This is a genomic window from Microvirga pakistanensis (assembly GCF_004458765.1).
Taxonomy (GTDB): Bacteria; Pseudomonadota; Alphaproteobacteria; order Rhizobiales; family Beijerinckiaceae; genus Microvirga; species Microvirga pakistanensis.
In genome coordinates this window covers 1-223 of the sequence record NZ_SPJX01000028.1, presented here as the reverse complement: position 1 = coordinate 223, position 223 = coordinate 1, and the positions used below count along the sequence as shown (strand labels likewise).

The window sequence follows — 223 nt, the reverse complement described above, 5'->3', positions numbered from 1 at the left end:
TCTCCCTCCTTCGTCAGCTCGAGGTCGATCAAGCCCAGATGGCTGCCCCAGAAGCCGGCCATCACGGCGGGCTTGCCGTGCAGGGTGCCCTTCTGCACGTCGACGCCGGGAATGTTGTTGAACTCCTTGCCGCCCGGGAACACGAAATGCTGGTGGCCGGTCAGGATCACGTCGATGCCGTCGACCTTGGCCAGATGCAATGCCGCGTTCTCCTCGCCTCCTT

The 223-nt window shown here is 63.7% G+C and carries 1 pseudogene; it reads right to left on the bottom strand.

Annotated elements, in window-relative coordinates:
• Positions 1–223 (bottom strand): annotated as a pseudogene (locus E4K09_RS01640) (2',3'-cyclic-nucleotide 2'-phosphodiesterase); the annotation flags it as partial.